The organism is Chthonomonas calidirosea T49 (assembly GCF_000427095.1).
GTDB lineage: Bacteria > Armatimonadota > Chthonomonadetes > Chthonomonadales > Chthonomonadaceae > Chthonomonas > Chthonomonas calidirosea.
The window spans coordinates 1,553,901-1,579,858 of sequence record NC_021487.1; the positions used below are offsets into that span (position 1 = coordinate 1,553,901).

The 25,958-nt window shown below is 54.5% G+C and carries 23 protein-coding genes; 10 read left to right on the forward strand and 13 right to left on the reverse strand.

Annotated elements, in window-relative coordinates; all coding sequences use genetic code 11:
- Window positions 1–393: 393 nt before the first annotated feature.
- Together hpnE and CCALI_RS15055 are read left to right on the forward strand one after the other, a co-directional pair.
- Window positions 394–1,839, forward strand: coding sequence for a hydroxysqualene dehydroxylase HpnE (gene hpnE, locus CCALI_RS06485; protein ID WP_016482675.1), 1,446 nt, complete (start codon window positions 394–396; stop codon window positions 1,837–1,839).
- Between the two features lie 280 nt (window positions 1,840–2,119).
- Window positions 2,120–2,920 (forward strand): ankyrin repeat domain-containing protein, encoded by an 801-nt coding sequence (locus tag CCALI_RS15055; protein ID WP_016482676.1) that lies wholly within the window; start codon window positions 2,120–2,122, stop codon window positions 2,918–2,920.
- A 58-nt stretch (window positions 2,921–2,978) separates the two neighbouring features.
- Here CCALI_RS15055 and CCALI_RS06495 read toward each other — a convergent pair whose 3' ends face one another.
- From CCALI_RS06495 to CCALI_RS06525, 7 genes are all read right to left on the reverse strand, one after another.
- Window positions 2,979–4,085: a DNA polymerase III subunit gene (locus CCALI_RS06495; RefSeq protein ID WP_016482677.1), complete on the reverse strand. Its 1,107-nt coding sequence runs from the start codon at window positions 4,083–4,085 to the stop codon at window positions 2,979–2,981.
- Window position 4,086: 1 nt separating this feature from the next.
- Window positions 4,087–5,370, reverse strand: coding sequence for a phosphoribosylamine--glycine ligase (gene purD / locus CCALI_RS16015; RefSeq protein ID WP_016482678.1), 1,284 nt, complete (start codon window positions 5,368–5,370; stop codon window positions 4,087–4,089).
- Window positions 5,371–5,376: 6 nt separating this feature from the next.
- Window positions 5,377–6,753, reverse strand: a complete 1,377-nt coding sequence (gene dnaB, locus CCALI_RS16020) for a replicative DNA helicase (protein WP_016482679.1) — start codon at window positions 6,751–6,753, stop codon at window positions 5,377–5,379.
- A gap of 80 nt (window positions 6,754–6,833) precedes the next feature.
- Window positions 6,834–7,364 carry a 50S ribosomal protein L9 gene (gene rplI / locus CCALI_RS06510; protein ID WP_016482680.1) on the reverse strand — a complete coding sequence of 177 codons (531 nt, stop codon included), beginning with the start codon at window positions 7,362–7,364 and terminating at the stop codon, window positions 6,834–6,836.
- A 135-nt stretch (window positions 7,365–7,499) separates the two neighbouring features.
- The gene (locus CCALI_RS06515; protein WP_016482681.1) at window positions 7,500–8,966 is read right to left on the reverse strand and encodes an MlaD family protein; all 1,467 of its coding nucleotides are present in this window, start codon (window positions 8,964–8,966) and stop codon (window positions 7,500–7,502) included.
- A gap of 44 nt (window positions 8,967–9,010) precedes the next feature.
- A complete protein-coding gene (locus CCALI_RS06520; protein ID WP_016482682.1) occupies window positions 9,011–9,778 on the reverse strand; it encodes an ABC transporter ATP-binding protein in 768 nt (255 codons plus the stop codon).
- A complete protein-coding gene (locus CCALI_RS06525; protein WP_016482683.1) occupies window positions 9,775–10,590 on the reverse strand; it encodes an MlaE family ABC transporter permease in 816 nt (271 codons plus the stop codon). The genes CCALI_RS06520 and CCALI_RS06525 overlap by 4 nt, the downstream gene beginning before the upstream one ends.
- A 225-nt stretch (window positions 10,591–10,815) precedes the next feature.
- Between CCALI_RS06525 and CCALI_RS06530 the strand changes: the two genes are divergently transcribed.
- Both CCALI_RS06530 and CCALI_RS06535 read left to right on the forward strand, forming a co-directional pair.
- Window positions 10,816–13,761, forward strand: coding sequence for a UPF0182 family membrane protein (locus tag CCALI_RS06530; protein ID WP_016482684.1), 2,946 nt, complete (start codon window positions 10,816–10,818; stop codon window positions 13,759–13,761).
- Window positions 13,762–13,798: 37 nt separating this feature from the next.
- Complete coding sequence (locus tag CCALI_RS06535; RefSeq protein ID WP_016482685.1) at window positions 13,799–14,149, forward strand: YbjQ family protein; 351 nt, start codon at window positions 13,799–13,801, stop codon at window positions 14,147–14,149.
- Between the two features lie 4 nt (window positions 14,150–14,153).
- Here the strand turns inward: CCALI_RS06535 and CCALI_RS06540 are convergent, their stop codons facing one another.
- Genes CCALI_RS06540 through CCALI_RS06550 form a run of 3 tightly spaced genes read right to left on the reverse strand, consistent with a single transcriptional unit; the run spans window position 14,154 to window position 17,718 of the window.
- Window positions 14,154–14,837, reverse strand: a complete 684-nt coding sequence (locus CCALI_RS06540) for an FG-GAP repeat domain-containing protein (RefSeq protein WP_044948951.1) — start codon at window positions 14,835–14,837, stop codon at window positions 14,154–14,156.
- Complete coding sequence (locus CCALI_RS15705) at window positions 14,723–15,289, reverse strand: FG-GAP-like repeat-containing protein (protein WP_081648300.1); 567 nt, start codon at window positions 15,287–15,289, stop codon at window positions 14,723–14,725. Before CCALI_RS15705 ends, CCALI_RS06540 begins: the two co-directional genes overlap by 115 nt.
- A 26-nt stretch (window positions 15,290–15,315) precedes the next feature.
- Window positions 15,316–17,718 (reverse strand): alpha-L-rhamnosidase-related protein, encoded by a 2,403-nt coding sequence (locus tag CCALI_RS06550; protein WP_016482686.1) that lies wholly within the window; start codon window positions 17,716–17,718, stop codon window positions 15,316–15,318.
- Window positions 17,719–17,821: 103 nt separating this feature from the next.
- Here CCALI_RS06550 and CCALI_RS16025 point away from each other — a divergent pair, with 103 nt between their 5' ends.
- The gene (locus tag CCALI_RS16025) at window positions 17,822–17,980 is read left to right on the forward strand and encodes a hypothetical protein (RefSeq protein ID WP_155850492.1); all 159 of its coding nucleotides are present in this window, start codon (window positions 17,822–17,824) and stop codon (window positions 17,978–17,980) included.
- Window positions 17,981–18,170: 190 nt separating this feature from the next.
- On the opposite strand, the gene CCALI_RS06555 is transcribed toward CCALI_RS16025, so the two are convergent.
- Window positions 18,171–18,968 carry a bestrophin-like domain gene (locus CCALI_RS06555; protein WP_016482687.1) on the reverse strand — a complete coding sequence of 266 codons (798 nt, stop codon included), beginning with the start codon at window positions 18,966–18,968 and terminating at the stop codon, window positions 18,171–18,173.
- A gap of 405 nt (window positions 18,969–19,373) precedes the next feature.
- Here CCALI_RS06555 and CCALI_RS15060 point away from each other — a divergent pair, with 405 nt between their 5' ends.
- Together CCALI_RS15060 and CCALI_RS06565 are read left to right on the forward strand one after the other, a co-directional pair.
- Window positions 19,374–20,132: a DUF1559 family PulG-like putative transporter gene (locus tag CCALI_RS15060; RefSeq protein WP_016482688.1), complete on the forward strand. Its 759-nt coding sequence runs from the start codon at window positions 19,374–19,376 to the stop codon at window positions 20,130–20,132.
- Window positions 20,133–20,150: 18 nt separating this feature from the next.
- Window positions 20,151–20,342, forward strand: a complete 192-nt coding sequence (locus CCALI_RS06565) for a hypothetical protein (protein WP_016482689.1) — start codon at window positions 20,151–20,153, stop codon at window positions 20,340–20,342.
- An 82-nt stretch (window positions 20,343–20,424) separates the two neighbouring features.
- Here CCALI_RS06565 and solA read toward each other — a convergent pair whose 3' ends face one another.
- Together solA and CCALI_RS06575 are read right to left on the reverse strand one after the other, a co-directional pair.
- Window positions 20,425–21,579, reverse strand: coding sequence for an N-methyl-L-tryptophan oxidase (gene solA, locus CCALI_RS06570; RefSeq protein ID WP_016482690.1), 1,155 nt, complete (start codon window positions 21,577–21,579; stop codon window positions 20,425–20,427).
- A gap of 16 nt (window positions 21,580–21,595) precedes the next feature.
- Window positions 21,596–23,203: an alkaline phosphatase family protein gene (locus CCALI_RS06575; RefSeq protein ID WP_016482691.1), complete on the reverse strand. Its 1,608-nt coding sequence runs from the start codon at window positions 23,201–23,203 to the stop codon at window positions 21,596–21,598.
- 168 nt (window positions 23,204–23,371) lie between these two features.
- Between CCALI_RS06575 and CCALI_RS06580 the strand changes: the two genes are divergently transcribed.
- The 3 genes from CCALI_RS06580 (at window position 23,372) to CCALI_RS06590 (ending at window position 25,952) form a co-directional block, all read left to right on the forward strand.
- On the forward strand, window positions 23,372–24,208 hold the full coding sequence (locus tag CCALI_RS06580) for a sulfite exporter TauE/SafE family protein (RefSeq protein WP_044949986.1): 837 nt from the start codon (window positions 23,372–23,374) through the stop codon (window positions 24,206–24,208).
- Between the two features lies 1 nt (window position 24,209).
- Window positions 24,210–24,644, forward strand: a complete 435-nt coding sequence (locus tag CCALI_RS06585; protein ID WP_016482693.1) for a DUF1634 domain-containing protein — start codon at window positions 24,210–24,212, stop codon at window positions 24,642–24,644.
- Window positions 24,645–24,824: 180 nt separating this feature from the next.
- Complete coding sequence (locus CCALI_RS06590; protein WP_016482694.1) at window positions 24,825–25,952, forward strand: endo-1,4-beta-xylanase; 1,128 nt, start codon at window positions 24,825–24,827, stop codon at window positions 25,950–25,952.
- Window positions 25,953–25,958: the final 6 nt, after the last annotated feature.

The following is a 25,958-nucleotide window of genomic DNA, read 5'->3' on the forward strand; positions in this document are numbered from 1 at the left end:
ACCAAAAGAGCAAGCGTTCGCCCTACTTTAAGAGAATAGGAAGGAATAATCCCTCACCGATATTGTACCAAACTTTTTGGAAAAGTGAGAATGAGAGGCATCCCTTTGCTGAAAGGAAAGCAAGGAGTTCGCTCTTGTCTGTTACTCTTCTCTTTTCTTTTTTCAGTTTGGCGAGCCACCTTGCCCTTCATGCCGTTTCTCGTAGCGCTGAGTTGTCTCAACATCATTCTCATAATCTTGGCGCAGACAAGTGTGCTCGATTCCAAGGTCCATTTGGCCTAGTCACGGCGATGACGTTCCACAGGAACGGTAGAAAACACCGAATCGCGCAGCAAGCCGCTATTTGTTGCATAATGAACATATCCTACTGACGCAATGTCGAGGAGGTCTCGGTTGCACGATAGTGGCGATTCGCACAGTCGGGCAAAATCGGTTTTGGTTATCGGTGGAGGGGTAGCTGGCATCGCGGCCTCCGTTGTTCTGGCCGATGCCGGTTTTCGCGTGCTGCTGCTGGAAAAACGCCCGTTGTTGGGAGGTAGAGCCTCCTCCTTCGTAGACCCCATTGTGGGCGAACGGGTAGATGAGTGCCAGCACGGCACTATGCGATGCTGCACGAATCTGGCCGATCTCCTCGAACGCCTTGGAGTGCATCAACAGATAGACTACTGCGACACACTGGAGTTTCTGGAGCCGAACGGCAGACGCTCCGTTCTACGCGGCAGCCCGCTTCCAGCCCCGCTGCACACGTTGCCCTCCTTCCTTCGGTTTCGTGCGCTCTCTCTACGCGATAAGCTGGGCATTTCTTATGCCCTTCTAAAAATCCTGGGCACGAACCCGCATCGCCCGCTGTGGGAGCAACAGAGCTTTGCCGCATGGCTTACTTCGACTCACCAGACCCCAACCGCTATTCGGCGGTTCTGGCGCCCCATTCTCGTGAGCGCCTGCAATGAGGAGCTAGAGCGCATCTCCTGTGCTCATGCCTTCTTCCTTTTTCAGACAGGGTTTTTGGCACATCCTAAGGCGTTTCATTTTGGCATTCCCAAAGTTCCTCTAGCCTCACTTTATACCGAGCCGACGCTAGACTACCTTCGCCAGCGAGGTGGCTGCGTGCGCACGAAGACCACCGTCAAAAGCATAGAGGTCGAAGGCCAGCGCGTTAAAGAAGTTGTACTAGCCGACGGTGAACGCTTGTGTGCCGACTGGTACGTTTCGGCAGTTCAGTGCGACCAGCTAGGGCATCTGCTTCCTAGGGATGTTATTGACAGCGATACCTACTGGCAGAAGGTGCTACAGATTCCCCTCGTGCCCATCTTAGGAGCGCATTTTTGGTTTGATCGGCCCATCGCCTGCCCGAAAGCCGTTGCCGTGCTCGATCGGCGCATCGAGTGGATTTTTCATCGCTCGCACAATCTCGGCAAAGACCCCCAAGAAGGCTCTTGCCTTAGCATAGTGATCAGCGCCTCCTATCCTTACGAGACGATGGAGAAGGAGCACTTGAAATCGCTGCTGCTAGAAGACCTCGCCGCCTGCCTGCCAGATGTGGCAAAGGCGCAACTTGTGCATTGGACGTTGGTGCGTTGGCCCAAAGCCACCCTCTCACCAGCACCAGGGATAGAGGCTCTGCGCCCCCCCCAAAAAAGCCCCCTTTCCAATCTGGTTGTTGCCGGAGAGTGGACTCAGACCGGTTGGCCCTCCACCATGGAGGGTGCTGCTCGAAGCGGTTATTTAGCAGCACGTATCATTTTAAACCAGGAGGGTTTGCCCTGCTCCCTACCGGTTCCCGACCTGCCCAAAACCGGCTTGGCTAGGTGGCTTCTGCGAGAGAGAACGAAAAGGTGAAGGGCGAATGGGGAACTAAGAAAAGCTGCAACTAGTGTCTCTAGAACCTCTACAACCCCTCCCCGCGCTCATCAAACCGGAATCTGGCAGGGCACCTTCATCTGTTATGACCGCGGGATCGCTCTCTGTGGGGAAGCGGCAAGGAGGGTAAAATCTATCGCGATTTGTTACCCTCTTTTCTCCATAATAGAGGGGGAACCATTCTAATAGCGGCTGAGACAAAGTTCGATCGCTATACGGTATTTAAAACGGCACCCTATCGTCAGAATGGGAGGAGGATATGCCTCACAATCGTAAAGCGCAAAGAGGCGTACGTCGAAAAGTTATTTTGTGGCTTTTTGCTGCCCTACTTTTTGTAGGGAGCTTTGCAGGTGGCGAGCCTCTTTTGGCACGCCTCTACCAGCTGTATAACGATCGCTCCCTCGCCGTCGCCATCGAACGCGGCGATAATGCCATGCTCCTTCGCCTTCTAAACGCTGGTGCCGACCCCAATTTTCCTCTTGATTATGAGAACCCTAAGCCTACGCCGGCCACCTACTTAAAAAACGCATTGCACGGGCCTTTGCGTGCCCCACGCGTTCCCGTTACGACGCCACTTATGTTGGCTGTTATCCATAAACGCCCCGACATGGTGGAGGAGCTGCTAGCACACGGCGCCTTCGTAGATGCGCGTGACGAATATCGCTTTACCCCACTGTTCATGGCCTTGTCGCTGCATCAACATGCCATCGTACGCCTGTTGCTCGTACATGGGGCCGACCCCAACGCTCAAAACGATCTGGATATTCCCCCTATCGCATGGGCCATTGAGGTAGGAGATAGCGATGACGTTCCCCTTCTGCTGTCTCACGGTGCAAACCCAAACGCGTTGGATATGGATGGTCGTCCAGTGCTATACTTGGCCACTCTCTTGAAGGACAAAAAGTCTATCCAAGCCCTTCTCCATTACAACGCGATCCCAAGTCTCTCATTCCACGGATGGACTGTTCTTGACCTCGTGCGTCATCGAGGGGATCGCGAGTTGCAGCAACTTTTCGCGCCTTTTCTCCAGACAGAGAAGGGAGCGATGTTTCAAGGCTAGCGCTAGATGGCGGGCTACCGTACTCTCCTATTCATTGCCGACGGACAAAGGATGGCCTCTAGTCTGCAAGCAGCTGCATGAGGAGGGTGTCGGTGAGGAGGGGGATGTTGGCGTTGAAATCGAGTCGCCGACGGGCTAAAAGAATGGCGGCGATGGCGTGTTGCCAACGTTGTGGGGAGGCTTTCTGGGCGATGTGGGCCAGAGCAGAGCGCCGATGAACATTTACGATGGCCGCCTCTGGGCCACATGTGGACAACAGGAAGAGATCACGATAGAAGATAACCATCAAATCGAAAAGAGCGGCAAACTGGCGCCGTGCGGCCTGCTCTCGTTGAACGCTTGGCTCACCCTCCTCCGATTCCGAGTTGGCTGCCTCCTCCTCAAAGAAGGACTTCAGCTCACCGGCAAGCCGCCGCATCTGTTCGCCGAGTCGAAGAGCGCGTCCTTTAGGTGCCACAGCGATCATCTCGATCAGTTCAAACACGTTCTCTATTTCCCGAAGCGCTTGTGGGTTGCTTGCGAGCCGTATCCCTTGTCCGATGCGTCCCTCCGATATCGCCGCAACTTGGTAGGCCTGAGCTGGCTCTAGCGCAAAGCGTTGTCTGAGGTAGTCGGCCAGAGCGGTTTGCGGGAGGGGAAGCAACCGCAGCACCTGACTACGCGAAACGATAGTGGGCAAAACGCGTGATGGATGGGGTGCGGTGAGTATAAAGAGTGCGTAGGGAGGCGGCTCCTCTAGCACTTTGAGGAGGCTGTTGGCAGCGGCCTCCGTAAGTCGCTCGACCTGCTCTAAAATGTAGACTCGCTTTCGCCCGATAACTGGGGCAAAGGAGAGCGTATGCGATAAAGCGCCGGGAGGGCGTCCATTGCGATCCCAAAGCTGCCAGATCTGAATCTGCTCACCGGCCGGACGAATCGTAAGGATCTCGGGGTGAGAGCCGGCATCGGCATAGCGACAGGAGACGCAGACGCCGCAAGCATCAAGCGGGTCTCTTTGAGGAGTCTGGCAGGCAACCACCTGTGCCAACGTGCGCGCCAAAGTGCCGCGCCCCACACCGGGGCTGCCCACCATCAGCCAAGTACCATGAAAGCGCCCTTGGGTTATTGCCTTGCGTAGCGCGTTTATAGCTGGTTCTTGACCCACAAGATCGGCGAAACGGGGCATATCAACGCAGGTTCCTTGCACCGATATCGCGCCGGTAGTGCATGCCCTCAAAAGAGATGCGCGCAATGCCGCGATAGGCCTGCGCCATCGCCTCGTGAATATCGGCTCCTAGACCGGTAACGCTCAGCACACGCCCCCCATCCGTCACGAGCTGGTCTCCCTCTCTGCGCGTTCCCGCATGAAACACTAAACACCCTTCGGCCTCCGCCTCCTCAATACCGTAAATGGGCTTGCCGGTTTCATAGCTGCCCGGATAGCCTGCGGAGGCCGCCACCACATTGACGGCTGCTCCCTGCTTCCAACATACTTCCACTTGGTCGAGCGTACACTCAACCGCGCCTAGCAGCAGATCTAGCAGATCGCTTTCAAGTAGAGGCAGCACCGCTTGGGTTTCAGGGTCGCCAAATCGGCAGTTAAACTCGATGCACTTTGGTCCTTCCGGTGTCACCATCACTCCGGCATAGAGCGTTCCGCGATAGGGAATGCCAAGCGCGCGAATGGCCTCGATGGCCGGGCGCAAAATGCGTTCTACAGCCTGCTGAGTGAGATCGGGTGGAAGAATGGGCACAGGGCAGACAGCCCCCATGCCGCCGGTGTTAGGGCCTTGATCGTTATCGTAGACCCGCTTATGATCCTGAGAGGGCAGAAGGGGCACAATATGGCTGCCATCGGTAATCGCCATGATGGAGGCCTCTTCCCCAGTAAGGCACTCCTCGATAATCACATGAGCGCCGGCCTCTCCGAAAACCTTCTCTTCCATCAGGCGGTGGACGGCCTCCTCGGCCTCCTGACGCGAGGTGGCAACCGTTACCCCTTTACCCGCAGCAAGGCCATCGGCCTTCACCACGATTCGAGCGTCGGCGCCATGTTGGGCATAGTAATCCGCAATGCGGGCACGCGCCACGGTGGGCGAATCGCACACCCAAAAGGACGCTGTAGGAATGCCGGAGGTCTGCATGAGGCGCTTTGCGAAGGCTTTACTGCCCTCAATGCGAGCGGGGTCTTTTGAGGGGCCGAAAATGGGCAAGCCGCGCGCTTCAAAGAGGTCAACGATCCCGGCTATGAGAGGGGCTTCGGGCCCGACCACGGTCAGCGCCAGCTTCTGAGCGGCCGCAAAGTTGGCTAGGGCTTCGAGGTCGGTGGGTTTTAGAGGAACGCATTCAGCCTGTTGTGCAATGCCAGCATTGCCTGGGGCGCAGTAGATCTTCTCCACGCGCGGACTTTGGGCCAGTTTCCAAACAAGGGCATGTTCGCGTCCCCCACCCCCCACCACTAAGACTTTCATGTTAGGCTATCCCTCCTCAATTTCATGCACCCGGTCAATGTTCACAAAGCGAGTGTACTGCGGCTGGAAACCCACGATCACTTTACCGGTAGGGCCGCTGCGGTGTTTCGCGATGATCAGCTCAGCCTCCTCTTGACGCTCGGCTCCATACGAGCGCGGGCCCTCCTCCTCTTCCTCCTCGCGCATCTTATAGTAGGCTTCACGATAGATGAAGATCACGATATCGGCCTCGGCCTCTATAGAACCGGACTCGCGCAGGTCGGAGAGCAGAGGACGTTTATCAGGGCGCGACTCCACCGCTCTCGAGAGCTGTGAGAGCGCAATAACCGGCACGTCAAGCTCGCGTGCAAGGCTTTTGCACGCGCGGGCGATCTCGGAGATCTCCTGGTTGCGGTTTTCGGTGCGGCGATGCGAGCGCATGAGCTGTAGATAGTCTATCAGCACCAGGCCAAGGCCTCTTTCGGCCTTTAACCGCCGGCATTTTGCGCGGATCTCGATAATGGAGATGTCGGGCGTATCGTCAATAAAGATGGGTGCCTCCGCTAGCCGACTGATTCCCTCGCCCACGCGCTGCCAATCCTCTGGCTGCAGGTTGCCTGTGCGCAAACGATGGGCATCCACACGCGATTCGGAGCAGATAAGACGAGTCACAAGCTGCTCTTTCGACATCTCCAGGCTGAAGATGGCCACCGGCAGGCGCTCTTCTAAAGCGACGTGCTGAGCCAGTTGAAGGCTCAGCGTGGTTTTGCCCATGCCGGGCCTTGCCGCAATAATGATGAGATCGGAGGGCTGTAGACCTGCCGTTTTGTAGTTTAGATCGTCGAAGGGGGTTAGGCGGCCGGTGGGAGCTCCACGGTTTTCGTAGCGCTTCTCAATGCGGTCGAGTTCGGCATTCAAAAGGGGGCGCAACTCGTAGAAATAGCGCCCCATTCGACGCTGCCCCACCTCAAAAATGATCTGCTCTGCCTGATCCACCAGCTCCTCGATGCTCTCGAAATCGCTATAGGCCAGCCCCTGAACCCGTGTTCCAGCATCCAAGAGCCGCCGTAAAACGGCCTTCTCCTCCACGAGGCGGGCATAGTGCTCTACGTTCGCCGCCGTTGCTGGAGCGTCCATGATGTTTTGCAAATAGAGCAGCCCTCCCACCAGATCGAGCTGTTGACGCGATCGGAGTTCATCGGTAAGGGTGACGAGATCTACCGGCTCGTTGCGTTCGGTGAGGGCAAGCATGGCCTCGAAGATAAAGCGATGCGCGTCGCGATAGAAATCGTCGGGCCGAAGGATCTCGGCGGCCCGCTCCACCGCACTACGTTCCAGGAGCATGGATCCGAGAACAGCCTGTTCGGCCTCCAAATTGTTCGGAGGGATGCGGTCGAGAGTCATCTTGAAGCCTGTAGGGTTGATAAAAAGATGACAGAGGGCAAGCGGTGTGCGCTCTCCCTCTGTATCTTAAAGGGTTTTAGCTAGTTTGCGGCAGCGGTTTCCGCGTTGGCCGTTTCGCCAGAAGCAGCAGCCTGACGTTCTTTCTCACGCTCAGCACGCTGCTCCTCGGTCAACACATAAAGAACGAACTGGGCACGCACCTCAGGGTGTAGGCGCACCCCGATCTCATATCGCCCCGTGGTGCGGATGGGGTCTACCAAGCCGATCTTGCGCTTATCCACCGTGATGCCAAATTTTTGCTGGATCTGTTCGGCCACATCGGCCTCGGTAACGGAACCAAAGAGCCTTGTCGAGTTTGGGCTCGTCTTTACGATGATCTCAAGCTCCGCACCGTTCAGCTTTTCGGCTTGACGCTTGGCCTCCTCCAACGCCTGTGCACCGCGTTCTTTCTCGCGTGCTAAGCGCGCCTGATGCTGTTTCAACGCGGCCCCATGCGCTAGCACCGCGAGGCGCCGTGGAAACAGATAGTTGCGGGCATAGCCATCGGCGACGTTAACGATGTCTCCGTCCTGCCCAAGTTTTGGCACGTCCCGTGTTAAGATGACTTTCATGGAAAAATCTCTCCTCAAATTCAATCGGTAAGGATAGTTCCGAACCTATCTACAGTCGGGGTAGGTTTCGAACCTACCCTACATCGGTTACGCACAGGTTGGCGGGCAGACTTTTGCCTGCCCGCCGGCAACTTCTCACCGGTTCCACTCTATTCCAACGGCCGGAACCGTGCGACGGAAAATGCCCTCTGCGCCGGCCCACAGCCACAGGTCACTATTTACCCGATAGAGCGCCTTGGCGTCAAGCCGCGTATGATTTAGATCGTAAAGGTCGAAACGGAGTCCAAATGGGTTGTTGGGCATGTAGTCGAACCCTACTCCCAGTCGCCCAGCGTAGATGCCGTAGCGTAGGAGATCGGCGCTCGTAAGGCGTTGACCGAGCTGGAGATCGAGCCGATTGGTCTCCCCCAAGTCGTAGAGACCGAGGTTTAGGACATCATGGCGACCCAAATTGAGAAAGCCGTTCACATCCACACGGGTGTAGCCAGGGCGAAAGTCGCGCGTTGCGTCTATGCGCAGGCTGGTTTGAGGAAACTTCACCGTTTTAGCCTTTTTTATCTTGCCCTGAAGATTATCGAGGATATCGTTGACCTTTTGCATGGCGGTGTCGGCCTTGGCCGTGGTGTCGGAGAGGTTTTGGATGGTCTGATGAATGCCGGCAGCGAGCTCGGGGTCACCTGCGATCTGGTGAATGTCGGCCGTGATCTGGCGGACGCTGGCCAGGGTAGAGCGGGCAAGGTCTACCGTTTCTTGAATAGAGCGTTGCAGCTGGGGGCTACTGGCCTGTTCGGTTAGTTTTCGCACGACCTCACGGGCATCATCAATGGTATTGCCAAGCTTTGTAACAAGGTCGGTCGTTGCATCGGAGAGGGCATTGAACTTAACCTGCCCGGTCTGAATAAACGCCTCAAGCTCCCGGCTAACATGCTGGGCAGTAACAGCAGCCTGCTGAGAAACAATGCGAAAGTTCTCCACCGTCTGTTTGAGATCGGCCTGTGTGCGCGGGTCACCAATAAGTCGGTTGGCCGAGGCCACTGTCTGATTAGAGGTGCGGACAAGCTGGTCGGTGTCGGTGATGAGAAGCTGAAGTTTATCGCTTAATTTGCCAAGATGACCTTGTATGGCGGTGAGGGTGCTGTTTAGATTTTGTAGCGTTTCGTCAAAATGTGGGCTGAGAGCGGCCAAGGGACTTTGCGGGGGAGCGCCTTGCACCACGGCCGTGTTATCCTTCGGCAAGGGCGGGGCCAGAGCCTGCACTTGGGGCGGGGGAACCACCTCGATCTGAGGGGTCGTGATGAGGATGCCGGAGAGAATGACGAACTGATAGTTGGAGGGAATGCTATATTTACGCTCTATCTCCAAAACCACCTTTGGACGAAATGGCACATGGTGGGTATCTATGGAGATGCTTTTGACATCGCCGATAGGCACGCCCTGCATGCGGACAATAGATTGTGGCGCCAGCCCTAAAGTATCGTCGAAATAGACCGTCACAAGATAGACGTCGGTGTGGGTATGAGATAGATAGAGCAGCCCCAAGAAGCCAAGTGCTAGCCCAATGAGGGTCAGCAATCCCACTTTTACTAACGATTTCGACTCCATTCTTATCCTCCCACTGGCCTTTGGCAGCGGTCTTTGCTTTCCCTTCAGGATAACCCTTGTGCGCTGAGCAGCAGGTCTTTTTCCGGCGCAATGAACGCCTGAACAACCGGGTTATCCGAGTGCCGTATTTCGTTTGGGGTACCGATGGCGACGATACGCCCTTCATGAAGCATGGCAATGCGATCCGAAATGGTAAAGATGGAAGGAAGATGGTGCGACACGACCACCGAGGTAACCCCTCTGCGTTTACATGTCTGCACGATGAGCTGATCGATGGTGTGTGCCGTAATGGGGTCTAGCCCGCTGGTGGGCTCGTCGTAGAAGAGAAAGGAGGGGCGCATCGCCAGCGCTCTTGCCAACCCCACACGTTTTTGCATTCCTCCGGAAAGCTGCGCAGGATAGAGGTTTTTTACGCTCTCCTCCAACCCAACGGCCTCTAGCAACTCCTTCACAAGAGCGTCTAGGTCTTCTCGGGAGATCCTCTTCTTATGACGCACTACCCCGAAGACGATGTTGTCGTACACCGTGAGCGAGTCGAAGAGAGCCGCATATTGAAACACAAGCCCCATTTTCAATCGCACCCGGTCGAGTTCACGCTCCGGCATCTTCGTGATGTCCTCTCCATCAATGAGCACTTGCCCACTCGTAGCCCTTCGCAGCCCTGTCATGATGCGCAGAAGGGTTGTCTTTCCACTGCCACTCTGCCCCATAATCGAGAGAATTTCGCCTCGGGGCACCTCTAGGTGGATTTGGTCGAGAATGCGCTTTCCATCCACCTCATAGACCAGGTCTTTCAAGATGATGGCGCTCATGGTAGCTGCACACGACCGGTAAGAAGTGGAGTAAGAAACACATCGGCCACGAAGATGAGCAGTACGCACCAGACCACCGAAGAGGTGGTTGCTCGCCCTACTCCGGTCGCTCCCCCTTGAGTCCGCAACCCCTGCTGGCAGGCCACCAGCCCCACAATGGCTCCAAAACAGATCGATTTGATAAGGCCATTGATAAGGTCAAAGGGCTTAACGTAGGTATAAATCGAGTTGATGTAGTCTACATGAGGTACGCCACGCAGACCGGCGAACAGATACCCCCCATAGATACCTGCCCCATCGGCGAAAACGATTAGTAACGGCAGCATGGTGATACAAGCAAGCAAACGTGGCAAAACAAGGTAGCGCACGGGTGAAACGGCCATGGCCCGCAGTGCATCCACCTGTTCGGTCACCACCATGGTGCCAATTTCGGCGGCAATGGCAGCTCCCACACGAGCAGCAAAAGCCACGCTGCCGAGCACCGGCCCCAGCTCGTTGAGGAAGGCGTAGGCAATAGATCCTCCCACAAACCCGGTATAACCCACAGAAAGGGAGATATTGGCCACATAGTAGGCAAACACGGCGCCGGTGGCCGACGCGATCACCACAACGATCCAGATCGAGTCGGAGCCGAGCGAGGCCATCTGCACTACCAGGTCACGCAAGGCAAGCCCCCCTCCTAGCAGCGCCCGCGCCGATTCGGCCGCAAGGGTAGCGTTGTCACCGACAAAGGCAAGCCCTGCTTGCAACAGAGAAAGAATGCGTGACGGTTTTGTTGGGGTACCCTCTTCCTTGGTTATTGCCCTCTGCATGACGCAAGTATACCCTGCAGGATGCGGCAATGGCCGTTGGAAAGCCACCTATCGAGTTTTACGCCTCAGCAGCCTGTTTGGTGGCAGCAGGAAACCGGCTTCGGAGGAGACGAGTCGTTCCCCATTTTTTACTAAACCGAAACGCGCCCACTTCCGTATGCTATACTAAAGCGAAGTGCTTTTGTACAAAAGACTAACGATGGCGTTTGCTCTTTGGAGGAACCGATGGCTAGACCGCACGAACCCGAGATCATAGTGTTACATGAGCAGCCCTCCGCCTTCCCACGCCGCCTCGGACTTATCTTCCTCATCGCCTTTCTTGTGCTTTTTGGTCTCTTTCTCGTGTTGCACAACTTTGTGCCGATCTATACCGATTGGCTTTGGTTTAGAGAGGTGGGCTATCCGCAGGTTTTCTTCACCGAGGTGATCTCGAAATCGCTGCTCTACTTTGCAGCGGCCTTCCTCTTTTTTGTTATCTTCTTCACCAGTGTTGTTGTTACGATCAATAGCACCCCCGACGTCTTTTGGAGCCAACTGGTTCAACGGCTCGGAAGCAGCCAGAAGCCGGTTTTGCCGCGCCTCCTTCGGCGCATCGCTTTCGTTGTGGCTCTTATCCTCTGTTTGTGGGCAGGACGATCGGCTTCGGATGAGTGGAACGATTGGTTGCTGTTTACTCACGGCATGCCGTTTCATCAGCTCGACCCGTTATATCACAAAGATATCGGTTTCTATGTGTTCCAACTGCCATTTTTGAGCTATCTTCAAGGCTTTTTTATGATCACCTTTCTGGTTGCGCTAGCAGCGGTTATCGGCATTGGCTACTTGGAGCGCGCGCTTAATGCCCGCCCCGAAGGGGGTCTACCGCAAAGCGCTCTACGGCCTGCCATCGTGCTTATTGCCCTACTTGCGCTCACCCAGGCGTTTGGCACGCAACTCGGAGCCTATGGCCTTCTACAGCACGACAACGGCATCTTCGTGGGCGCCGACTACGTGGACGTACACTACCGCCTTTTTGCCATTCATGTCGAGATAGTCTTGCTGATTATTACCGCCGTTACCTGCTTGATGGCCTTGAAAACATGGCGTCTTAAGCCGGCCATTTGGAGCGGTGGGGCCTGGCTCGCTGCCACCATCCTTTTGGGTGGCGTGGTACCGCAGGCGGCTCAAACGCTGCAAGTAGCCCCAAACCAGTTTGGTCTTGAACGCCCCTACATTCAACGCAACATCCAGTTCACTCGCTCGGCCTATGGGTTAGAGCACGTGCTCCAAGTGAACAACTTTCCTGCCGCCCTTAGCCTCAACGCGTCCGTTCTAGAGAAGAACCGTGCCACTCTCGATAACGTGCGTCTTTGGGACTACAAATATCTTGCCAAGGTTTACCAGCAGATACAGGCGATCAAGCCCTACTATCGCTTCGAAGCCCTGCTGCCCAACGGCGACCGCGTGCCCAACATTGATATTGATCGCTATCTCTTCCAAGGGCATCTCCGCCAGGTGATGCTTGCCGCCCGTGAGATGGATGTAGATGCCCTACCCGAATCGGCCCAAACTTGGCAGAATCGCCGGCTGAGCTATACCCATGGCTATGGCGTGGTGATGTCCCCCGTCAACCAAGCGGTAGATGGTGACCCTGTCTATCTCATCGAAGGATTTCCGCCTAAAGCTACTGGAGAAGCGGCAGGATTGACCATCGCCCATCCCCAGATCTACTATGGTATGTTGGACTATCGTCCCGTCTACGTAGATACCCAACAGCCAGAGTTCGACTATCCGGCAACCGGAAACGATGACCAAGATCACTACGCTTTTTATCAGGGACATGGAGGGATTCGCATCGGTAATTCCCTATTTCGTAAACTGCTCTTTGCCTACCGCCTCAACGATTGGAATCTGCTCCTTATCCATAGTCTCACTCCGAACACGCGCGTGCTCTGGCGAAGAGATATTCGTGAGCGGGTGCAGCTGGTAGCTCCCTTCCTTCAGCAGGATACCGATCCCTACCTCGTCATTGACCCCGACAACGGCCATCTTGTTTGGGTTATTGATGGCTATACGCTTTCCGATCGCTACCCTTATGCCACCCCTCGCCAGCTTGCAGTCAACCCGCTGACCACCGAAACGCTGAACTACATTCGCAACAGCGTGAAAGCCACGGTAGATGCCTATAGCGGCCGCGTGAACCTCTACCTAGCCGATCCCTCCGATCCCATTGCACAGGCCTACAGCCGCATCTTTCCTGGCATTTTCCACCCACTTTCCGACCTGTCGCCGGCAATGCGAGCACACCTGCGCTATCCGGAAGACCTGTTCCGCATTCAACGAGCCATCTACGCCGTGTATCATGTGGACGACCCGCGCGTGTTCTACCTTCGTGAGGATGTGTGGGCGGTGCCAGACGAGCCTCTCTCCACCATGGATCAACAGCCGCGCGAGATGGAGCCCTACTATGTGGTGATGCATCTGCCTGACTTGGGCGCGGGCAACCGATCTACCAAACCAACGCAGTCCTCTCGTGGTGAGGAGTTTGTGCTGATGAGCCCGCTTTCACCTATTCGCAGAGAAGACCAGAACATTCTCGGATGGATGTGCGCCCGATGCGACCCACCGCACTATGGACAGCTTGTGCTCTATCGGTTCCCACAACAGGTATCGGTGCTTGGCCCCACCCAAGTTTTACAGCGCATCAACAGCGACCCGGTTATTTCACCTCAGCTCTCTTTGCTGCGCGCCGGGGGCTCTACAGCGGAGTTTGGTAACCTTTTAGTGATTCCCATAGACCACTCGTTGCTTTACATTGCCCCCCTCTATGTGGAAGCCACCAGCAACGTGAACCGCCTGCCTAAATTGGCCAAAGTGGTTGTGGCTTACGGCGATCAGGAGGTGATGGCCAATAGCCTCGACCAGGGGTTGGCGCTTCTCTTCCCCAGCTACAGTGCGGAAAGCAGACCCATGCCCTCTGCCCCATCCTCAAATGCATCTACAGGTACGACACCTATCAAACCAGCAGGCAACCTTGCACCAGAGGTGCGTTTACTTATCCAGAAAGCAAGCGCTCTCTTCAACACCTCCCAACAGCAGTTACGCCAGGGGGATTTTGCCGGCTACGGCCAGACGATGAAGCAGTTGCAGGAGACACTGACACAGCTGAAGCGCACCGTGGGTGTTCCCTAAGGCCTACAGTGACTTTCATAAAATAAGGAGCAAAAGGATGCCATCTGCCTTGATGGATCATAACCTAGTGACGACCGCCTTCGAACTGCCCGGCCACCGCATTGTGCGCACCCTAGGAGTAGTGCGCGGCATCACCGTGCGATCGCGCAGCGTTCTCGGAAACATTGGAGCGGGAATACAGGCTTTCTTCGGTGGCAACATCACGCTCTATACCAATCTCTGCGAGCATGCACGCGAGGAAGCCTATGAGATCATGATACAGCACGCCGTAGAAAAAGGCGCCAACGCCGTGATCGGGGTGCGCTACGATGCGACGGAGATCGCTGCAGGCATTACCGAGGTGTTAGCCTATGGAACCGCTGTTGTGGTAGAGCCGTTGAGCGCGTAACGTTTTAACCTAAGTTCAGCCATAAGTCCACTCGGGGCGCATCCCAGTTATAGGGCTTGCAGACGAGATCGGGTCGGCCATCGCCATCGAGATCGGCCACTTTGCCTTCATGCACACCAATACCCGTAGCGATCTCGGTTTTGGTGAAACCGCCTCTGCCATCTCCGTAGAAAATCCACATTTTGCATTGGGGATTATCGGGATCGGTGCGGCTTTCTGTCCACTTAGCCATCTCGGCACAAAAGATATCGAGATGGCCATCGCGGTTGAAATCGGCTACGGCGAGTGTGTGGCCATGCACCACATTTCGCTCAAGGAGGTCGTGTGCCGTCCAGTTTGCTGTGACACGCGGATCGCCATGATAGGCATACCAGCGTAGTTGGCCAATAGCATCACCATTGACCATCACCACTTCAAGCTGCTTGTCACCGTTGAGATCGCCTACCGCTATGCGCGGATGCGTCTGATCTGCAGCAATGACATAAGCAGAGAACCGATTTTGGCCCTCATAGCGAAACCACTTGCCCCCTGCCAAAAGCTCAGGCTTGCCATCGCCATCTATATCGCCAGCAGCTAGCCCCTCTCCCGCGCCCGACCAAATGTCATAGTAGGGCCACGGCTCAACATAGGGATCGGATGGGATAGGGGCATAGTAGAGCTTTTCGGCTCCTTGGTTCCAAAAAACCACTCGGCTTGCCCATCGCCATCGAAATCGCCAAAGAGCTGATCGTGATGTTGGTGGGCGCCGTCCGGCTTAATAACGTGGCGTTTCCACGGAGTGCCCGGCGCATAGTGGGGCCATGGATTCTCCCACCAGTAGAGCGCACCGCCTTGATAATCGTTACCGGCCACGATATCGAGATCGCCATCCCCATCAATGTCGTAGCAGGCACAGCCCGCCTCAATGGGGATGGCCTCATCTTCGATCACGTAGATCGCCCAACCCTGCATCACCCGGCGATACCACGCGATGGCAGGTGCCTTGCCCCTGCAAGTGATGATAAAATCCTTATACCCATCGCGATCGAAATCGGCCACGAGGCATCCGGTCTGTTGATTCGAGCCTGGAGGGGTAGGTAGATCCCCATTACGGCTCGAAAGATGTCTCCATCTCACGACACGAGGTTGGAAAAACGACATGGTTAACCTTTATAGAGCAAGGAGATCTATCCCTCCGTACTCTCGAAGACGTAGTGGCCAGCTCGATCGAGGGTGAAATGAGAAACGTTCTCATCGGCCTGGAACTGCGGCTGCATCGAACTTCCTACCAGTCTCGCCTTCCCATGAAGTTGCACATCGGCCTTCACGTCGGGTGGCAGCATGAGGTCTACGCGTTCCCCTCCGTTCTTGAGGGCCTGCACCCGGATATGAAGGAGACCATGCGGCGTAGGCACATTCCCCTCGGCCCATTGAAGGCCGGCGAGATCGGGGGCGATAACCGCCGTGGCGTAGCCGGCACCTGTGGGACGCACGCCGAGCACGCGCTCTGTGAGAAAGCTTGTTGGACCGGAAGACCACCCGTGACAAAGGCTCACAAAGGTGCCCATGCCGTTATCCGCCTGGAGATAGAGATGGAAGTGCTTTTTAGGCCAAGAGGGGTCATAGCCCTCCCAAAAGGTGGTGGCTCCTTCGGCGATCATGCCGCCCCAATAGCGCCGAATAAAATTAAGCGCCGCCTGGGTATGACCAGCTAGGCTCATCGCATAGATAACATAGTTATTGTAATAGGGTGTGGCGATGTAAGACCATGCCGGGCTCTCAGGAGCGAAAACCGCTTGATAGATGGCTGTTGTCTCGGCTGGTGTGGTGGCGCCGGCGAAAATGGCCATGGCGTTCTCTTGACGCCGAAGCCCAAACGTATCGGTTTGTGGCGAGAGCCAATGCTGGTGTGCCGCTTGGGTGAGCCGATCGGCGAGCTGTTGGCAATGCTCAGCGTTGGACATATCGCCCATCTCGCGGAAGAGGAAGGCCGCATCTTTTGCGGCTTTGATGTAGTACATCTGGGTGGCGATGCGAGCGAGTGGGCTATCACCGTTGAAGTCGGGCGACCAGTCCACATAATCCCATGCACCATGTTTATTTGCGAAAAGCCCTTGGTCATCGAGATCGCCCTCCATATAGGCGATCATCGAAGCCAGCAGGTCGTGCTGTTTCATCAGGTAGTCCTTGTCACCGATGTGCTTATAGAAATCGGTGAGTCCCACAACCCAGGCGGCGGAGTAGCCGGGAATACCGTTCACGTGGTTTTTAGGCAGATCGGCAGGTGGATTGCCTCCTTGTGCATCATCGCGGAGGCGCTGCATGGTCTGCTCCATCAAGAACTTATCGGCAAAAACGGTGTCAATAACCCGGCCTGAAACCTGCAGATCGCCCATCCAACGCGCCCGGTCGCGTTTGGGAGCATCCCAAATATCCTCCTGCATGCAGAGGTGGGCTGTGTAGGCCCCTACATACCAGATGCGTGTGAGGAGGGGGTCGGAGCAGTCGAACGAGCCTTTGTATTGAACGGGATAGTACTTAAAATCGAGAGATACGTCCACGGTCAGCGGGGTATCGGAGGTTCCAGGAGGCGCATAGCAGGTGATTTTGGCGTAATGGAAGGCACTATAGGGTGTGTAGAGCGGAGAGGACGTGGAGCGGGTATCGAAAGTGTGGATGCCACCCCACGGTTTCATCACCGCCTCGTCTTCCGACTCACCGGTTCCAACTTCAATAATGCCATCACCCTTCACGAGAAGACGTACGCGTCCAGCCACCTCTTTGCCAAAATCCACAACAAACGAGGGCGGCGTTCGACCGGAATTCTGAGGAGGGGCTACAACTTCTATATGTCCTGGATGATGCGAATCCACCGTAATCTTGCCCGCCCCCGCCTGCACGTCCAGTATACCTACGACGGGCAAGGTGATATGCGCTAGATAGGGCACATCTACTGAATCGTATCCAGGCCATCCGATGAGCTCGTTCCAAGGTGCATCTCCCAGCGAGGCTTCTACAGTGGCAGCAGACCAAGAACTATCGTCATAATCTAGCGTTGTCCAGTTATCTGATGATTCCGCTTGCTCGGTAACCCGCCAGTTTTTATCGGTACAAAGAAGCGTTTTCCCGTCGGCATCGAGCATAGCGATGAGCCCTGCTGGGCCTCCTCCATTGACAGCGCGCACCGCGATCACGTTTTTCCCCATATGCAGGTGCGATGTTAGCGGGACGGCATGGACATGCTGCCATACGAAACCGTCGCCGGTTTGTGGAGAGGAGTGATCGAGCTCTTGGCCGTTCACATAAAGCGTAAAGAGGTCGTCGGCCGTTATGTAGAGCACGGCCTTTCTGGGTAAGCGTTCTAAAGTGAAAACGCGGCGTGCGTAGATAGTCTGGTTATCAGCCACATGATTGGTCCATATCCATTTCACGGGCTGAGTGGTGGAGGAGACAAATTGAACGGACTTAGGGATGGGTAGACCGTAAGTAGGGTCGGGTGTCGGAGGTCGCCGGGCTTGAGCGGCGGTTATTTGCAGAATGCCTCCGAGCACACACAGCTTCAGACAGATGCAATGTCGCAGGGTTTTCACCGTTTCCTCCTTATAGCCAGGCAGCTTTTGTTACTGTTTTCGATATCATGAGCAGGAATTCCTGCCGTCGCCGCTTTCGGTCACAGGTGCAGAGTATCTGTTCATGATCGTAGTTGTGCTCGCGATAGTTCTACTCGTCGTGGGCTTTATCGGTTGGCGTACCCTTGGTTCTCCGGGGGCATCCTCAAATATTAAGGTGGTACCACCCCAACCTGGCCAGGCGTTTCCTGGAGCCAAACGTGTCTACCGTGGTGGTCCTTAAACGCCCTCGCAAGAGAGAGACAACTGCCCTGGTGTTTGGCTCTTGCTTCTCTCTTGCCTTATGATGAACCAGTGAAGCTTAGGAGAGATAGAGCCTCCAAGTAATGGTGTCTTTTGACATTGTGGCGGCGTTTCAACCTAATGTCGCTTGGACATTAGAAACCTCTTTGTGCCACGCGTCTAGCCTTTGATCAAGGCAATTTTGTTGGGGCGATCCCTTTTTGAAGGCTCTGCAGCGTCTCCCGATTAACTTGGATCACCCCACTGCGTGGTCTATCGAGGTCAACGATCAAAAAAATGGTCAAGGCAACGCTCCCTAACAACAGAAAGGTTGAGGAGCGGACACGGTGTCCCGAGAGGCCCGATATATAGCCAAACAGAATAGCTATTAGAATAGATAGGGCAAATATCGTAAAAAATACAATTTCCGGCACACGTCTTTGAAAGGCAGCCTGTGTGCTGCTCGCAGAGTCAATAAGTTGATTGAGCGATTGAACAAAGAGACCGCTCGTTACCGGTCTTGCATCCTTTTGCACAGCCAACATAGCCTCACCCCAAAGCTGCGCAGCGAGTTGGTTGGCCTGTTCTATTCGGCGCTGACGCTCCTGTTGGTTTGCCAGAGGAAGACTGACCTCTTGCAGCCGCACATTGACATACTGGCTTAGCAGGGACTGAACCTTCGCGCGCATCGCCTCTGGCAGGAGTTGAGTTCGAAGGTAGGTCGTTCCAATGGCGTTTGCTTCCGTCACAAGAGCCTCGCTGCGGTCTTCATAGCGTTGCAGGGTCCACGAAAAGGTAAAGCTAAGTAAAAGAGATAAAAGCCCGATTGTGGAGGCCAATATCACGCCTACATGCGCTTTGAACGCCTCGGTGGCATCGAGTTGCCATCGCCTACCGAATCGAAAGCCCGCTTCTACTCCTAGCCCCATAAGGCCTATTAAGATCGCCACGATGAGGAGGATGCTCTGGTTGTAAAGCAGGGGTTCCACGTACGAACCTCCTTTCTCTTTTCCGCGTCTCAGAGCGTCGGCACACAGCACGTGGAGGGATGAGGACAACGGATCTCTATGCGCGCAAAAGTATAGGGGCTATTATAGGCGAGATAACGTCCTTCGTCAATAGCTATCCCAAATAGTCACAACAGCCTTGAAGTTGGACTTCTGCTTCTCTCGTGCTTTACGTAGAGGTCTTCAAAAACCGTTTCAAGGCAAAACGACGCCTTATCGCACGTAGCTCTGCCGCAAGAGCCAGCGCTGCTTTTCCCGATTCGGCGGCGATCGCTGACTTTGATTCTGAGCATCGAATTATTTGATCTCTAGCTTTTTATCTTGCATACCGTCGCTTTTTGATATATAATTTAACCGCATCTTCGACCTATAGAAAGGAAAGGGAAAATGCAACGCACATCGTTACATCGCAAAGGTTTCACACTCATCGAGCTTCTTGTCGTTATCGCTATAATAGCGATATTGGCAGCCATTCTATTCCCCGTTTTTGCCCAAGCTCGTGAAAAAGCTCGTGCTGCCGCTTGTCTTAGCAACATGAAGCAACTGGGTCTCGCCTACATGATGTACTCCCAAGACTATGACGAGACCGCCCCACCACTATGGTGGTGGACTCAGGCCTTCTGGCCTACCTTTGTCTATCCGTATATCAAAAACCAAGGCCTTTTTCGCTGCCCCTCCGATCCCTACGGCGCTGCCTTTGTATGGCCGCAAGATAACCCCCAGAACCTGCTGAGAAGTTACATGCTCTACGTAGGCGCATCCGCCATGGGTAACACCGGAGGTAAAGATGCTGCTGTTGAACAACCAGCCTCGTTTATCGTGTTCACGGAAAAGGGGTCTAAACCCACAGAGCCTTGGCCGGAGATGTACTGCCCGCCAGAACCTGACCAATGTTGTAGCCAATATGCCTGTGGTGCTAACAACACGGGAACGAACTATGACCGGCTTATCTGTCCTGGGCAAACTCCACGACATAATGGGGGATACAACTGGACCCTCATGGACGGACATGTTAAATGGATGCGCATCGAGCAGACCATGCATCAGTCTCAGATTCCCTCTGGTGGCAATGTGGACTGGTGGCATCTTTGCAAAGAGACCATGTGGGATCCGACACCTAGCGACCCCAATACCGGTCCAAACTAACCGAGGAGATAAAGCGTCATGCTAGATAAGCTTAAATCCAGCGATGTCAACCCTATCGTAGGAATTGTAGTCATCGTTGTTTTACTGGCTATCATCGGTTTCATCGGATGGCGTACATTCGGAAGAAGCGGTCCCAGTGCTGTGCATGTGACCACACAGAAGCCTGGCCAGCCTTTTGCTGGAGCACAAAGAGTGTACGGCACTCCATAAAAAGCAAAAAACGTGAACTAAGGAGCGTAGGCGGAATGCACTTACCTATCGTCCTACCTCCTTAGTGCTTTTCTTTATCGCATTACTCGCTGAATGGCTTCAAAAACCGTTTCAAGGCAAAACGACGCCTTATCGCACGTAGCTCTGCCGCAAGGGTCGGCTCTATCTCTGCCGAATCGGTGGCCAGCAGGGCAACCAGTTTTCCTAATAACGCCGTAAATTTGAAGCCATGTCCGGAACAACCGCTTACCAACCAGACCGCAGGGCTGTTCGGAACCGAATCCAAAATGAAATCCTCGTTTGGAGTGTTGGTATAGAGACATACCTGTGAGTAAGTGACATGGTCACATAGATCGGGGAAGCGCTTCAGGGCATAGGCCACCATCTCTAGCTGATAGCTCTCGTCCACCACACGATTTACAGAATGGGGGTCTACCGACTCACCCAGATGATGATCGGCGAGTTTTACCCCTTCGACCCGGCCGTCCTGGGGAAAGCCATAGATCAACCGATCTGTATCAATCCAAACCGGAAACGCTCCGGGCAAGAAACGCTCTGGGTGCCGTGCGATCTGAAGATAGACCACCTGTTGTCGAGTTACCTCTAAAGGCAGATGTAACTCGGGAAAGAGTTTACTTATCCACGGCCCGGCCGTAACGATAACCCTATCATAGGCCTCCTCTCCATGGGCAGTAACAACTATCGGTTGCTCGCGACTCATAATAAGCCGTTGAACGGAGGTATGCTCTCGAATTTGCGCCCCATACTCTCGCGCTAACCGAATGTTGGCTAACACACACCGCGTCGCACGCAAAAAGCCACCCTCCGCTTGATAGCAGGCCAGCTCGTTTTCTGCAAGCCGAATAGCTGGAAAGCGCCTCTCCACCTCCACTTTATGGAGAAGTTCATAGGGGATATCTTCAGCATCGAGAGCCTGGATTGTTTTGCGGAGAAAGGCATTGCCCTCCTCTCCAAAGAAGAGGCTTCCACAACGTACTCGTAGCTCTTCGTTAGCCTCCGCCTCCAACTCATCCCAACATCGGTAGGCGAGCTTCATCAGATGGGTATAAAACGAATCGGCGTAGCCATAGCGGATCGCACGCGACTCACCGTAGGAACTTCCCTTATCGTTCCCCACACGAAACTGCTCATAACCGACCACCGTATGGCCCCTCTTTGCCAGATACCTACAGGCGGCACTTCCCGTGCCGCCCAACCCGATCACGGCAACACGCATCTTCTCGTCCTTTTCATCAGATGTAGCCCAGCTCCTCTAGCCGACGCGCCAACTCCTCTTCCTCCTGCTCCGTGTAGGCGCGTTCCGCTTGCATAGGTGTGGATAGAGAGGATATCTGCTCTCGGCCTGAGGGAGATGCGCCAGTCCAGTCCCTTTGGATGACCTTTCCTCGCATATTTGCAGGGATGGGGAGATCAAACGCATTTAACACCGTGGGTGCAATGTCGTACAGGGAGAGGCCCTTAAGAGCATCTGTCGTATCGAACGTCTTTACAGGCGCTTCGGCATCACGAAGCGCTTTGACATCGGCCATAAGAAAGATGCCAAAGGGTGCATGATTGGCGTCATCGGGGCCAGTGTCGTTGGTATGAGTCCACAAGGAGTTATGCCCTACGCTGCCAACAGAACGCCAATGCAGGTCGCCAAAGTAGACGATAAGATCGGGGGGTACCCCTTGGCAGGATGTATAGACCTCCTCCGGCCGAAATACGCGATTGCCCATGGGTTGCCCCTTATCGTCAGTAAGCGCCTCGATGCGCTGAATAAGCTCCTGCTTCAACGCCTCCACCTCTTCAGGAGGCACTGTTCCCTGCGGTTCGCGGCCACGTACGTTGAGAAAAAGTCGGCCGTAGTAGCCGCCATCCCCCCAAGCGCGTGTACGGCTCCAGTCTACCATCTTTGGGGAGAATTTGGTAGGGGCCTCGGGCACGGTTTTGAGCACAAGATACCCCTCCCGTATCAACCACTCATTGAAGCAGAAGCCGCCAACCATAGGCTTGGCCCCATGGTCGGATACCACCAACAGCAAGGTATCTCCGTCGAGGAGTTGTACGAAAGCCTCTATCTGGCTATCGAGATAGCGATAGTAGTCCCGAATGGCATTGACAAAGCGGTGTCCTGGCTCATAGAAGGGATGGTGCGCATCCATATAGCGCCAAAAAGCGTGGTGCATGCGATCGGGGCCCATCTCTACCATCACAAAGAGGTTCCAGGGGCGCGTCGTAAGCAGATGCTTTGCGAGAGCAAAACGCCTCTTGGTCATCTCATAGATTTCGGTAAGAAGGGTATCACGGTCTTTTTCACGAAACCCACGTGCATCTAGCAAATAGTCTCCAACCACCTGCGCGATCTCATGGCGGAACTCTGGTGGGTAGGTATACTCCTCTTGTGTGCTAGGGGCTAGAAAATCGCTCACGAGCACCCCTTTGAGGGGTTTAGGCGGGTAGGTTAGCGGTACCCCCACAATAAGGCTCTCTTTACCGTACTCTCCAAGAATATCCCATAGTGCTGGTGCCTGTACCATGTGGCTATTGGCAAACTCTAGAGCCTCGTAAGAACGGTCACGACGATTCCGAAAACCGTAGATGCCCAAGGTGCCAGGGTCCTGGCCTGTCATCATGCACATCCAGGCAGGTACGGTAATAGGAGGTACCGTGCTCTCCAAAGGACCGTAGCACCCTCTTGCCATTAGCCGTGCGAGAAAAGGAAGCTCCGCACGATACCTATCGAAAACCAGGCTTGGCTCCGCACAATCAAGCCCAAGAATACAAACCTTTTCGTAGCCCATACGCCTTCCCTCTCCAACGTTCTGTCGAGTAGTTAGTTTATCCGCTTTTAGCCCCATTTACCAAGCTCCTTTCGGCATCCATAGGCCTCTTGCGTGCAGAGGTGATCTAACCCCCCTCAAAATAGGCTAAAATGAAGGTAACAATTCGGCGTGCAGAAACGTATTAAGGTGGGGTTCGTTCCCTGCTATACGCTCTTTCTTCTTCATAAAAGAAATAGAACAGCCTTGACCGTCCTTTCATTCACCATACTGATCTGGATCGGCTCTTTTCTCGCGGGGCTTCTCGGCGCGCTCACCGGCTTAGGGGGTGGGGTCGTTATCGTGCCGCTTCTGGCGCTTGTGTTTCATGTTGACATCCGCTATGCGATAGGCGCCTCGCTTATCTCCGTCATTGCAACCTCATCTGGCGCGGCTGCAGCTTACGTTAAAGAAGGTTACTCCAACATTCGGATCGGCATGTTTCTAGAGGTTGCCACAACTTCAGGAGCTATTGTAGGAGCGTTTATCGCCGCCCATGTTCACACAAGTACTATCGCCATTATCTTCGGTCTGGTCCTACTTTACTCCTCTTATCTATCGAGTAAGCCAAAAGAAGACCATGTGGTGGAAGCGCCGCCTGACCCTCTAGCTACCCGCCTTCGTATGAACGGCACCTACCCCACTCCAGAGGGTATGAAAAGCTATAACGTTTACCATGTGCCGACCGGTTTTAGCCTCATGTTCGTGGCCGGTGCGCTCTCGGGGCTTTTAGGCATTGGTTCGGGAGCGGTTAAAGTGTTGGCGATGGATCAGGCCATGGCCATTCCCTTCAAGGTCTCTACCACCACGAGCAACTTTATGATTGGGGTCACCGCAGCGGCCAGTGCAGGCATTTATCTCAACCGAGGCTACATTGATCCAGGGCTTGCAATGCCGGTAATGTTGGGCGTGCTCCTTGGTTCTCTGGTGGGAGCGCGTCTCCTCGTGCTCGCACGAGTTAAGATGCTGCGCACCATCTTTAGCTTGGTGATCCTTGCTCTTGCGCTCGAGATGATCTTCAATGGAATTACGGGGAGGCTTTAGCGTGAAAGAGGGTCAAGAAACGTTGCCACCAAAACCCGTAGAGAAGACCAGGGCTCCTAACCAAGACTGGCGCGATGAACAGGTAGAGATCGTTATCGGTAATCTGCTTCGGATCGGCGTACTTTTCTCCGCCGCCGTCGTTTTTATAGGAGGCATTATCTACCTGTTTGAGTACGGTAACCAAAAAATCCACTATCACACCTTTCGGGGAGAGCCACCGGAACTACGCAGCGTTACCGGCGTTATCCACTATGCTCTTCAGGGGCATGGCCGTGGTATCATTCAGCTCGGCCTTCTACTTCTCGTTGCCACCCCCATCGCCCGCGTTATTTTCTCGATCTATGCCTTTATCCGTGAGAAAGACAGGCTGTACGTCGTGGTCACGCTCATTGTTTTGGCCATACTGCTTTACAGTCTGATCTGGGGCCATTTCTAAGCCGTCTCTCATCCTGCCTAATCCGTTTTGTTTTCACTTGCAGAGCGCTTTTTTCTAGGTTCTAAAACCCGTTATTTTGTGTGTTTTCAATGTGAACAATGTACCCTCTTGTGCGTCACTATGAAGGAATCCGATCGTTTGACCGACTATAAACACACAAACGAACAATAGGAGAAAAAGATGAGAAAAATCAACTCCTTTTTTCTTGCTCTTTGTGGCTTTATCCTCTCTGCAATCCATAGTTATGCACAGCCACAAACCCATGAGCAACGCATCGGTCCACCTCCTCCTGATAGCCCCTATGGTGTGGACATGAATCTCATTTTAGTGCGCAACGAACTAGGCTTAAAACAGTTGCCAGTTTTGCTTGCTGGGCTTTCGCAGGCCGGTATTGGTTATGTGCGTATTGGGCTAGATTGGAGTGCTGTTGAACCGCAACCGGGTGTGTGGAATTTTACGCAAACCGACCGAATCGTTCAGACAGCGGCGCGCTACCATATGCGTGTGTTGGCCGAATTAGGCGGCACACCCCGTTGGGCATCCACTGCTCCCGCTACGGCTTTGAATCCGTGGGACTATCCTCCACAAAATTGGAACGACTGGAGCGCCTATGTAACCCAATTAGCACGTCGGTATCATGGTATGGTGATGGCTTGGAAGGTTCTAAATGAGCCGGTACTGTTAAATAGGCGTGTGGGCGGCGCATGGCCAGCCTCTACCTATGCAAGAGCTCTTGGGTTAGCATATCGAGCCGTGCACCGTGAAGATCCGGATGCCGCTGTCATGTCGGGCTGCGTGTGGTGGGATGATCCGGCGACTATGCCCAACTCCCAATACTACCATGCTCTCGTTACCGACCCCACCTACCCACTTTACAAGAATATAGATATAATGAACCTACACTATAACGATATTCCGCCCAAAGCCCAGGCAAAATGGCTGGTCGATCTGCATCGGGTGATGCGACGCGATGCTGGCAAAGAGTTGCCAATTTGGGTGGATGAAGTAGCCTATCCGGCCTCACCATCCGAACAGAATGATGCCGGCTATAAGGACGGTGAGGAGTCACAGGCAAAATATTTAACCGATACCCTCGCGGTAAACTTTGCCGACCCTCAAGTAAAGAAGGTTTTCTGGACGTTTCCTTTTGACGGACCTAGTCGTACACACGGCCCTGTGGAATATACCTGGGGGCTTTATGCTGTGGTGCGCTCCCATGTCGGAAGGCATGGTGTTTTACGCCCCCGTCCTTCTCTCCACGCTTATGCAGCCTATATTCGCGCTCACCCGACAAGCGGTAGAGAGTAGCGCACG

What these genes read in the sequence shown, in the direction of transcription:
- CCALI_RS15055 (WP_016482676.1), top strand. Translation starts at nt 2,120, where the DNA reads ATGCCTCACAATCGTAAAGCGCAAAGAGGCGTACGTCGAAAAGTTATT.
- CCALI_RS06495 (WP_016482677.1), bottom strand. Translation starts at nt 4,085, where the DNA reads ATGCCCCGTTTCGCCGATCTTGTGGGTCAAGAACCAGCTATAAACGCG.
- purD (WP_016482678.1), bottom strand. Translation starts at nt 5,370, where the DNA reads ATGAAAGTCTTAGTGGTGGGGGGTGGGGGACGCGAACATGCCCTTGTT.
- dnaB (WP_016482679.1), bottom strand. Translation starts at nt 6,753, where the DNA reads ATGACTCTCGACCGCATCCCTCCGAACAATTTGGAGGCCGAACAGGCT.
- rplI (WP_016482680.1), bottom strand. Translation starts at nt 7,364, where the DNA reads ATGAAAGTCATCTTAACACGGGACGTGCCAAAACTTGGGCAGGACGGA.
- CCALI_RS06515 (WP_016482681.1), bottom strand. Translation starts at nt 8,966, where the DNA reads ATGGAGTCGAAATCGTTAGTAAAAGTGGGATTGCTGACCCTCATTGGG.
- CCALI_RS06520 (WP_016482682.1), bottom strand. Translation starts at nt 9,778, where the DNA reads ATGAGCGCCATCATCTTGAAAGACCTGGTCTATGAGGTGGATGGAAAG.
- CCALI_RS06525 (WP_016482683.1), bottom strand. Translation starts at nt 10,590, where the DNA reads ATGCAGAGGGCAATAACCAAGGAAGAGGGTACCCCAACAAAACCGTCA.
- CCALI_RS06530 (WP_016482684.1), top strand. Translation starts at nt 10,816, where the DNA reads ATGGCTAGACCGCACGAACCCGAGATCATAGTGTTACATGAGCAGCCC.
- CCALI_RS06535 (WP_016482685.1), top strand. Translation starts at nt 13,799, where the DNA reads ATGCCATCTGCCTTGATGGATCATAACCTAGTGACGACCGCCTTCGAA.
- CCALI_RS15705 (WP_081648300.1), bottom strand. Translation starts at nt 15,289, where the DNA reads ATGTCGTTTTTCCAACCTCGTGTCGTGAGATGGAGACATCTTTCGAGC.
- CCALI_RS16025 (WP_155850492.1), top strand. Translation starts at nt 17,822, where the DNA reads ATGATCGTAGTTGTGCTCGCGATAGTTCTACTCGTCGTGGGCTTTATC.
- CCALI_RS15060 (WP_016482688.1), top strand. Translation starts at nt 19,374, where the DNA reads ATGCAACGCACATCGTTACATCGCAAAGGTTTCACACTCATCGAGCTT.
- CCALI_RS06565 (WP_016482689.1), top strand. Translation starts at nt 20,151, where the DNA reads ATGCTAGATAAGCTTAAATCCAGCGATGTCAACCCTATCGTAGGAATT.
- solA (WP_016482690.1), bottom strand. Translation starts at nt 21,579, where the DNA reads ATGCGTGTTGCCGTGATCGGGTTGGGCGGCACGGGAAGTGCCGCCTGT.
- CCALI_RS06575 (WP_016482691.1), bottom strand. Translation starts at nt 23,203, where the DNA reads ATGGGGCTAAAAGCGGATAAACTAACTACTCGACAGAACGTTGGAGAG.
- CCALI_RS06590 (WP_016482694.1), top strand. Translation starts at nt 24,825, where the DNA reads ATGAGAAAAATCAACTCCTTTTTTCTTGCTCTTTGTGGCTTTATCCTC.